Annotated in this window: 8 protein-coding genes; 5 read left to right on the top strand and 3 right to left on the bottom strand. The window is 57.4% G+C overall.

Going from position 1 to position 8,022, the window contains the following annotated elements:
* The coding region (locus VI895_07930) for a hypothetical protein (GenBank protein HLG19727.1) at nucleotides 1-310 on the bottom strand (310 nt) is incomplete at its 3' end.
* 88 nt (nucleotides 311-398) lie between these two features.
* Here VI895_07930 and VI895_07925 point away from each other — a divergent pair.
* Genes VI895_07925 through VI895_07915 form a run of 3 tightly spaced genes read left to right on the top strand, consistent with a single transcriptional unit; the run spans nucleotide 399 to nucleotide 3,783 of the window.
* Entirely contained in the window at nucleotides 399-1,532 is a 1,134-nt protein-coding gene (locus VI895_07925) for a transketolase C-terminal domain-containing protein (protein HLG19726.1), read from the top strand.
* Complete coding sequence (locus VI895_07920; protein HLG19725.1) at nucleotides 1,529-2,845, top strand: thiamine pyrophosphate-dependent enzyme; 1,317 nt, start codon at nucleotides 1,529-1,531, stop codon at nucleotides 2,843-2,845. The genes VI895_07925 and VI895_07920 overlap by 4 nt, the downstream gene beginning before the upstream one ends.
* The gene (locus VI895_07915; GenBank protein HLG19724.1) at nucleotides 2,842-3,783 is read left to right on the top strand and encodes a cysteine synthase family protein; all 942 of its coding nucleotides are present in this window, start codon (nucleotides 2,842-2,844) and stop codon (nucleotides 3,781-3,783) included. The genes VI895_07920 and VI895_07915 overlap by 4 nt, the downstream gene beginning before the upstream one ends.
* 151 nt (nucleotides 3,784-3,934) lie before the next feature.
* Here VI895_07915 and VI895_07910 read toward each other — a convergent pair whose 3' ends face one another.
* Both VI895_07910 and VI895_07905 read right to left on the bottom strand, forming a co-directional pair.
* Nucleotides 3,935-4,174, bottom strand: coding sequence for a DUF5615 family PIN-like protein (locus VI895_07910; GenBank protein ID HLG19723.1), 240 nt, complete (start codon nucleotides 4,172-4,174; stop codon nucleotides 3,935-3,937).
* The gene (locus VI895_07905) at nucleotides 4,171-4,419 is read right to left on the bottom strand and encodes a DUF433 domain-containing protein (GenBank protein HLG19722.1); all 249 of its coding nucleotides are present in this window, start codon (nucleotides 4,417-4,419) and stop codon (nucleotides 4,171-4,173) included. The genes VI895_07910 and VI895_07905 overlap by 4 nt, the downstream gene beginning before the upstream one ends.
* Before the next feature lie 398 nt (nucleotides 4,420-4,817).
* Here VI895_07905 and VI895_07900 point away from each other — a divergent pair, with 398 nt between their 5' ends.
* Both VI895_07900 and VI895_07895 read left to right on the top strand, forming a co-directional pair.
* Nucleotides 4,818-6,119: an aminotransferase class I/II-fold pyridoxal phosphate-dependent enzyme gene (locus VI895_07900; GenBank protein ID HLG19721.1), complete on the top strand. Its 1,302-nt coding sequence runs from the start codon at nucleotides 4,818-4,820 to the stop codon at nucleotides 6,117-6,119.
* A gap of 187 nt (nucleotides 6,120-6,306) precedes the next feature.
* On the top strand, nucleotides 6,307-8,022 hold a 1,716-nt coding region (locus tag VI895_07895), incomplete at its 3' end, for a hypothetical protein (GenBank protein ID HLG19720.1).

Below are 8,022 nucleotides of genomic sequence, written 5' to 3'. Positions count from 1 at the left end.
ATCGGACCGAGACGTTCGGATGCGATTCGAGAAATTCGATCATTCGGTTGAGGCGATCCAGATCCGGATCTTCGAGCCTTTGGATCTGCATGCCCATCTGAACGGGGGAGACGAACACCACCTCCGCATCCAGCTCGACCGGTTCGATTTCTTGAGGCCCTTCGATGCGGACCCGCAGCCGGCTTCTGAGACCGTAGGCGGGATCGAAAGGCGCGGTCAGCGCCCGAATTTTCAGATTCAATTTGAACTGGTGAAGCGATTGCGCATCCGAAGGGAGCTGCATGCGGAAAACGGGGAGCGATTCAGTCACAAGCCTATTTTAATCGTTCTACGGGGAGTTGATACCCAAGCTGATCTAGATCAGGTTTCAGCCGCGAATTCTCGTAGAAAATATACCGATGGTTTCAGCCGTGGAGCGCGTCGACCTTTGCTCCGGAAACAAGATGGTCGTTCGAGGCGCACTGGCCGCCGGATGTGACTTTTTCGCGGGATATCCGATCACGCCTTCGTCGGAAGTGTACGCCGAAATGATGCGTCAACTCCCCGGTCTGGGGGGCATCGCCGTGGGGGCGCCGGACGAGATTTCGTCGCTTTCGTACGCCGTCGGTGCATCGCTTTCGGGCGCTCACGCAATGACCGCCACTTCAGGACCGGGGTGGTCTCTCATGATCGAGACGGTGGGTTACGCCGTGATGACCGAAACGCCGGTCGTCATTCTCGTCGTTCAGCGGCTTGGGCCGGCCACCGGAGGAGCCACGCAAGGAGGGCAGGGAGATCTTTTCCTCGTCGAATATTGCACCTCCGGCGGCTACCCGATTCCGGTGTTGGCGCCGGTCGACGCGTATGATTGTTACACGCTGACCGCCGAGGCGTTTTCAATCGCGGACCGCCTCCGTTCGCCGGTCGTTGTGCTTTCCGACAAAGAAGTCGCGATGACCGTCGAGAGCGTTCACCTCGATAAGCTTCCCGACGTTCGGCCGGCCTTTCGGTCCCTCCCAAGTTCCAACAGTCCCTATAGACCCTATGGCATTCAGGCTCTTTCGGACGTTCCTTTGTTTACGCCGGTCGGTGGTTCGCGGAAAGTCACGGTGACCGGCTCGGCGCACAATCAGGACGGCCAGCTTCGAAAAAACGACCCGGAGACGATTCGCCAAATTCAGCATCTCGACGTCAAGATTTCGCAATACGCCGAGCGCTTGGAACGCGTTCGCTGGACGGACGAACCGGGCGCCCGCACGCTGCTCGTCAGCTTCGGAATCTCGGCCCGAACCTGCCGCGATGTCGCGCGCCAATCGAAGAGCGAGGGGAATCCGGTGAGTCTGCTGGAGATTTTGTCGCTCTATCCGGTTCCTTGGCGGGCGCTCAAAGCGGCGGCTCAGAAAGTCCGGCGCGTGGTCATCGTGGAAGAAAATCTTTCCGGACTTTACGGCAAGGAACTTCTTCCCTTCTTGCGCGACGTGGAAGTTCAAAAGGTGAATCAGATCGGCGCGATGATTTCACCCGCAGCGATTCGCGAGGTTGTCCGCGCATGAATCTCTATCTCGATTCGACGAAGCCGTTCCCCCATTGCCCCGGTTGCGGGCACCCCCATGTTCTGCGCGCTCTCGATCAGGCGCTCCGGATGCTCGACGTTCCGCAAGAGCGGGTCGCATTGGTCACCGATATCGGTTGCGTCGGCTTAGCCGACGCCCTTTTCCCCGCCGTTCATACGATTCACACGTTACACGGGCGTTCCGTGGCGGTGGCGGCGGGAATATCGATGGGAGAGCGAAGCGAAGAAAAGCCGGGGTTATCTCCGATAGTTTTGATCGGCGACGGCGGGGCCGGGATCGGTCTGCTTCATCTGATTCACGCCGCGCAACTCAATGCCCGGGTCGCGGTTTTGGTTCACAACAATCTGATTTACGGAATGACCGGCGGTCAGCATTCGGTTTTGACGCCGTTCGGCCTCAAAACAACGACGACGCCGAACGGCAGCCCTATTCCGGCGCTCGATTTGGGCGCGTTGTTGATGTCTGCCGGGGCGGGATTTTTCGCTCGTACGGTCGCCCCCGGAGACGACGTCGCGGTCACGATTCAAAAAGCGATCGAGCATCCCGGTTTTGCGTGCGTTGAAATCTTGGAGTTGTGCCCGACGTTCGCCACGGCGCGCGGAGGGATCGGAGGCCGTGAGCTCCGGGCTCTCCCGGAACGCCAGGGGATGCGCCTGGGAATTCTTCGCCAAGAAACAAGGCGCCCGGCCTTGGCCGGTCCGAAGAGCGCCGTTTCCAATGTTTCGCCCGAGGAGAGCGGAGTCCCGGTGACGAAATCTTGGCGGTTTCTTGACCGGCCGGTTCAGGTACTCTTGGCCGGGCGCGCGGGAGAGCGGATTCAATCGGCGGCGCTCTTTTGCGCCCGCGCGGCTGCGGCATCCGGTCTTGAAATGACGCTCCGGACCGACAATCCGGTGACGCAGGGGAGCGGCTTTTCTTTGGCCGAAGTGACATTCAGTCCCGAACCGATCGGCTACACCGGCCTCGGTGCGCCCGAAATCGTTTTTGTTTTGGCGGAGGAGGGACAAAAGGAGCTTCAGGGGAAAGGGGCTTTTAAGCTGCCGGAGCCTGGATGCCGCTACCTGTTCGACGGGGAGCTGCTTCCGCCGGCGGGGGTCCCGGCGGTTCGAACCGACTTTCGGGCGAAGTTCGGGCCGAAAAACGCCGCATTGGCCGCAGCCGTAAGCGAGATTCATTCAAAACGATGGTGGGATGGACACGCGTGGTGGGCGGCCCTGAAAACGCTGCCGCTCAATCAGCAGGGGGAAGTTCGAGAACTTTTGGCCAAAATACTTCCGGAGGGATCCGGATGAACGAACCGGGGCGTACCCCTTTACTCGAAGTCGGGGGCATTTACACCAAGCTTGAATGTTCGAATCCCACGGGGAGCGTGAAGGATCGGATCGCCTTTTTCATTCTCGAAGAGAGCGAACGGCAAGGGTGGCTTCGACCGGGTATGAAGATCGTGGAAGCCACCAGCGGAAACACCGGTATTGCTCTCGCTTATTTCGGTGTTCAAAAGGGGTATCGAGTTGTGATCGTCATGCCGGAGAACATGACGGAAGAGAGAAAACAGTTGATCCGAGATTTGGGCGCAGAGCTCATTCTCTGTCGCGCGGGGGATTTTGCGGAGGCGGCGTTGATCCGGGACAAGATGTGCAAGGAACCGGAAACGTTTAATCCCGATCAATTCTCAAATCCGCTGAACGTTGTGTGCCACTATAAAACGACCGGCCAGGAAATCCTGGCGCAGATGTCGGCTCATTCCGATTCCATCGATGCGTTTGTCGCGGGGGTGGGGACCGGCGGAACACTCATAGGTGTGGCTCAAGCCCTCAAGGAGAGATTTCCAAAGATTCATATCGCCGCGGTGGAGCCGAGTGAGTCGGCGGTGATGAGCGGGAAAAAAGCCGACCGGCACGGGATTCCAGGTATCGGGGACGGTTTTATTCCCGATATTGTGCGCGGGGCACGGAAAGGTTTGCACGATTGGATCGATGAGGTCGTCTGCATCGACAGCGGGAGCGCGAAATCCGCCGCCATTGTCTTACAACAGCGTTATAATTTTTGCGTGGGGATTTCGTCCGGCGCGAATTTCATGGCGGCCAAGCGACTCGCCGGCCGGTTCAAAACCGTCGTGACGGTGTTTCCCGACGGGTATTCGAAATACAAGACCGAGGGTTTGCGGCATTGCGGAGAGGGGCGCTGCCCCTACGAGAAGCCGGCGGGTTATTCGATCCTTAACGAATAGACGGTTCAGATGGCGGCGCCTATTTCCTCACTGAGAAGGAGGCCATCGCCGAATTCTCAGTCGACTGGAGGTCAACGTTACAAACCGTCCAGGGAGGCCCTCGGCATGTAGCGAGATAATCCGGCAAACAAGGGATGATTTCTCGTCCCTCTTAAGACCTTCGAGACGGAGAAGAATCACCCCGTGATGAAGCCGCTTTTGTCTGTAAACCAGCTCCCCGAAATCCTTGTCCGCCGTGACCAAGATGCGGGCTCTGGTCCAGCGCATGGCCAAACACAGCTTCATCCGAAAGTCCGGCGAACTGTTCGGCAACGTAAATGACGTCATGGCCTTCGGCGCGGAGCTCGTCCACGATGGGCTTGTCCACGCTTTCATCAACGAGAAACTTCACCCGCGAACTTTTTGTTCTACAGGATACACAAGATCCGCCTTCAAATTTTGGGATGCAAAAGCAATGGCGGCTTTCAAAGCTTCATCCGTCAAACGTGGATGAGCTTCAAGGACTTGTTCAAAGGACTCTCCGGCGGCAAGTTTATCGAGCAGAAGATCGACGGGAATGCGGGTTCCTTTTACACAGGGTTTCCCGTCACAAATCGCGGGGTCAGCGACAATCCATTTATTAACGTCGGGTGCCATCTTTTTACTCTACAGCAGCCAGAAAATGAATCCAAGTCGCCCTCGGACGTATCCGGAAAGGGCGAACCCAATGCGTAACTGCTTGGAATCCTTGTGGTCCGCACAACAGCTTCGGGCAGCGACATTGAGTCATCGTGTTTTTCAATCCTTACTGAATAGACCGCTCAGAACTTCGGAAAAGCGTAAACGAACGCGAAATCGATGCGATGGTTATCCGCGGTTTCGTCCGCTTCGTAATCGGTTCTCAATCCACTTCCGCATGAAATCCGCTCCTGAAAAGGATATCTCGGCGATCGATCTCTTTATTTTGAGCTCGTTCTGGGGCATGAAGATGATGTGGATCAGTTAACTTCAGCCGGCTTTGCGTAAGAAATGAATCAAACGAGGAGGATCGGACGATGGCCCTTTTTGCGGATCGAATTCAACGAATCGGAACGGAAAATGCTTTTAAAGTCGGCCCCTATATCAAAGAGGTCGAAGACTCCACGGGGAAGAAGGTCATTCGCTGCAATTTAGGCGAACCGGATTTCCCTCTTCCGAAACACATTCGCGAAGAAGTAAAACGCCAGATCGACAACGATATGACGCATTACTGCGATCCGCAGGGGATTCTCCCTCTTCGCGAAGCGGTGGCCAAATACATCGGCCGGAATCGCGGCCTCAAAATTACGCCGGACCGCGTGGTGGTATTTCCAGGCGCGAAGCCGGCGATTGGATTCTGCCAAGAGGCGTACTGCAATCCGGGCGATGAGGTGATTTATCCGAGCCCCGGTTTCCCGATTTACGAATCGTTTACCGAATTTGTCGGCCTCAAACCGGTCCCCATTCATTTGGATGAGCGAAAGGGATTCGCGTTTACCGGCGAGGATCTCGCACCGCTCATCACGAAGAAAACGAAATTGATGATCGTGAATTTTCCTTCGAACCCGACCGGAGGAGTGGCGACACGGGAGCAGTTGGAATCGATCGCGAAGGTGATTCAGACGAGGGCGCCCAAAGATGTGCGCGTTTTTTCGGATGAAGTCTACGAGTTTATTTTGTTCGACGGCAGCAAGCATATTTCGATCGCGTCGATGCCGGGAATGGAGGAGCGAACGATCATCGTTTCCGGCGCGTCCAAGTCCTATTCATGGACCGGCGGCCGAATCGGATGGGCCGTCTTCCCCACCGCCGAAGAAGCGGCGGTATTCAAGACACTGAACATCAACTACTTCTCCTGCACCGCGGCCTACAACCAGATGGGGAGCAAGGTGGCGATCGAGTCTCCCGAGAGCGGCCCCGAAGTCCAAAAAATGGTGAAGGCGTTCGAGGAAAGGCGGAATTTGGTCGTGAAGGCTTTAAACGCAATTCCGGGAATCACCTGCCAAATGCCGAAGGGGGCGTTCTACGTATTTCCCAACATCGCCGGTGTGTGCGAGGAGATCGGAGCGATCGAATTGCATCGGGGTCTGCCGCCGGACGTCCGGCCGAAGACGAGCCCGGCCACGCTTTTCCAGATGTTTCTGCTCTTCAAGTACCAGGTGGCCACGATGGATCGCCGGGCTTTCGGCGTGATCGGAACGGAAGGAAAACATTTTCTCCGAATCTCGATCGCGACGGGTCTCGACGATCTGAAGGAAGGGATGCGGCGCCTGGCGGCTGCCGCAAAGGATAAGAGCGGATTCCGTGCGTTCGTCAATGAAGGCAAACGACTCTATTGATTTTAGAAGCGAAAACAGGCTTGGGCTCCGGTCTCGACGTGCACCCCCAATCCTGCGGCTTGCGAGTCCTCGGATTGGGGACCCCCGTCTCGCCACCCAAGCCAATTTTCGCGCGCACCTATCGTGCTGTACTTGACCCCACAATTATTTTTTGCAGCGGCCGCGCACGCGAACGAGGAGGAGAGAGATGAAAACGGAAACGATGAAATTCGGGCCGCGGCGGGGGATTTACGTTGATATTGCGGAGCAGATGAAATCGCAGAAACCTCCGTTATCGGCTGAAGAGCTTCAAAATTACGAATCGTTCGATCTGGTCTATCGATCGCTCTGCGCGCTAATGTACAACTACGTTCCGATGTCCGGCCATCCGGGAGGCTCGATCTCCTCCGGCCGTTTCGTCCAGTCTCTGATCTTCGATTCGATGGACTACGATGTCTCGAATCCGGATCGCGAAGATGCCGATATTCTTTCGTACGCCGCCGGGCACAAGGCGCTCGGCCTTTACGCCCTTTGGGCGCTGAGAAACGAAGTCACGCGAGTTGGCGCACCGAAACTCTTGGCCTCCGACAACCGGAAGCAATTGCGCTTGGAAGACCTTCTCGGCTTCCGCCAGAATCCGATCAAGAAGACGCCGCTCTTCTCGGAGTTCAAATCCAAAGCTCTTGACGGCCATCCAACGCCGGCGACGCCGTTCGTCCGTCTCTCGACGGGAGCTTCGGGCGTAGGCCTAGCGTCTTCCCTGGGACTCGCCTATGCAGCGGCCGATTATTACGGGTCAAGTGCCCCTCGCGTTCACATCGTGGAAGGCGAGGGGGGAATGACGCCGGGGCGTGTTGCGGAAGCGCTCGCCGCGGCGGGTACCGCTTGCCTTGGCAATGCATTTCTCCACGTCGACTGGAACCAAGCGTCGATCGATTCGAACCGCGTCTGCCGGGACGGCGGCCAGCCGGGCGACTACGTTCAATGGGATCCGATGGAACTCTGTTATCTCAACGACTGGAACGTCGTATTTGTTCCCGACGGCCTCGATTTTCAGCAGGTAATCGCGGCCCAACGATACGCCCTTGGGATTCAAAACGGCCAACCGACGGCGGTTATTTATCGAACGACGAAGGGATGGAAGTACGGAATCGAAGGAAAAGCCTCGCACGGCGCCGGCCACAAATTGTGCGCCGAAGCCTTTTTCGCGGCTGTGTCGCCGTTGATCACGCCGAAGGGAAAGGAATTACCCCGGTGCGAGTCCGATGCGCAGCGCTGTCAGGGGGGCGGGAAGCCCGAAGTGATCGAGTCCTGCTATTGGGAAGCGCTGGGCGTCGTACGGCGGACACTCGAAGAGAAAAAAGCGGCGACCCTCTCGCTGGCTCACCGGCTGGAGGAAGCGCGGCAGCGGCTTGATCGAGCGCATCGGACACTCCGTTCGAATGCGCCGCACATTGAAGCCGTGTTCGATTTGGCTCAGCGATCTCTCAAGCAACCGGCGATGGATCCGGCTCTTGAAATCGGGACCAGCACGACGCTGCGTGGGGAACTCGGCCGGGTTCTCAATCACTACAATAAGAAGTCGGGGGGCGCCTTTTTCGTCGCCTCGGCGGACCTGCTCGGTTCGACGAGTGTCAATACCGTGGCCGACTCATTCCCCGAAGGTTACTGGAGTGCGAAATCGAATTCGCTGTCTCGGACGTTGTCGTTGGCGGGAATCTGTGAAGACGCCATGTGCGGAATTCTCTCGGGTCTCTCGACGTTCGGCCACCATATCGGTGTGGCTTCTTCGTACGGCGCATTCTTGGCGCCGCTCGGGCATATCGCGGCGCGGCTCCACGCCATTGGCGCGCAGGCACGAGCGTCTGTTTCCAACGATCCGTACAAACCGTTGATTCTTGTTTGCGCGCATGTGGGATTAAAG

The organism is Bdellovibrionota bacterium (genome assembly GCA_035292885.1).
Classification (GTDB): Bacteria; Bdellovibrionota_G; JALEGL01; order JALEGL01; family DATDPG01; genus DATDPG01.
The sequence above is the reverse complement of the archived record's forward strand: the minus strand, read 5'-3'. Positions and strand labels throughout refer to the sequence as shown.